This is a genomic window from Nitratireductor soli, from assembly GCF_001050155.1.
In the GTDB taxonomy this organism is placed as follows: Bacteria; Pseudomonadota; Alphaproteobacteria; order Rhizobiales; family Rhizobiaceae; genus Nitratireductor; species Nitratireductor soli.
In genome coordinates this window covers 1-1,140 of record NZ_LFVY01000047.1, presented here as the reverse complement: position 1 = coordinate 1,140, position 1,140 = coordinate 1, and the positions used below count along the sequence as shown (strand labels likewise).

1 protein-coding gene is annotated in these 1,140 nt (G+C 59.0%); it reads right to left on the bottom strand.

Going from position 1 to position 1,140, the window contains the following annotated elements; all coding sequences use genetic code 11:
- Positions 1–35: 35 nt before the first annotated feature.
- Positions 36–962, bottom strand: coding sequence for an IS110 family RNA-guided transposase (locus tag AB843_RS24570; RefSeq protein ID WP_157384610.1), 927 nt, complete (start codon positions 960–962; stop codon positions 36–38).
- Positions 963–1,140: the final 178 nt, after the last annotated feature.

Here is a 1,140-nt window from a genome sequence, read left to right as displayed (position 1 = left end):
CTCGTCATCCTCGGGCTTGACCCGAGCAACTGTCTTCAGACTTGGTAGCTGAGGCCGGTTTTGACCATAGCGTTGATCCTGACCAGGAGGCGCCTTGCGACGGCGATGATCGCCGTCTTTGCGGCTTTCCCTGCTTCGCGCATGGTCTGATAAGCCATCTTCCAGTGCTGGTCCCAGCGAATGGCGACAAGGGCTGCCATGTACATCGCGCGCCTGACATGGCTCCGGCCGCCGTGGATCGTGCGCTTTCCTTTGTATAGTCCGGATTCGCGTGCATGCGGCGCCAATCCTGCCAGACTTGCTATCTGCCGGCGATTGACACGACCGAGTTCAGGCATGGAGGCCATCAGCCGGCAAGCGACTTGCGGGCCGACACCTGGCGCTGATTGCAGTTGCCGGTACTGCTCGGCGAGTTGTCGATTTGCCTCGATATGGGCGTCGATCTGCTTTTGCAGCGCATCGCGCCGACGCGTCAGGGCGCGTATCGAAGCCTTCAAGTCACTGCATATGAAGGGATCTTTTACTATCGACAGGCGACCCTGCTCGGCAATGATCATGACCACGATATCCTCGCGCCGAGCCTGCAGGTCATAGAGACGTTGCCGGACCGGCTGTATTGGCATGGTGGGTTCGGGTCGCAGTGCCTCGCCCATCATGCAAAGGATGCGCGCATCGAGCCTGTCCGTCTTGGCCAGGAAACCCGCCGCACGGGCGAACTGGCGTGCACGCAACGGGTTCATGCGAACGTAAGGGATGCCGAGCTCATCGAGTTGAGTCCTGAGCTCGTGATCGTAGCGACCGGTCGCCTCGAAGATGACCGTCACCTCGCCAAGACCGGCTACCCATTCGGAAAGGGATGATTGTCGATTGGCAATACGGGTGAGTTTCTGAGTGCTGGCGACGAAGACGTCGATCCAGTTCTTCGAGACATCGACACCGATGTAGCATTGGGGCAAAGTCATGAGGCCTGTCCTTGTCATGCGGGGTCGAACTGTTTGGAACGCCCCAGGCAACTGTTCAGGTTTGACGTCGAATGCGGACGAGCCCCAAGCTCAGGTGCGGTGTCTCAACCACCAGGACCCAGACGGGGTCTCGTCCGCACTTCCAATCAAATCACAGTTCGAAGAGACAAGGATCCAT

Bases quoted from the DNA above. Each gene is read 5' to 3' on its own strand.
- AB843_RS24570 (WP_157384610.1), bottom strand. From the start codon at position 962: ATGACTTTGCCCCAATGCTACATCGGTGTCGATGTCTCGAAGAACTGG.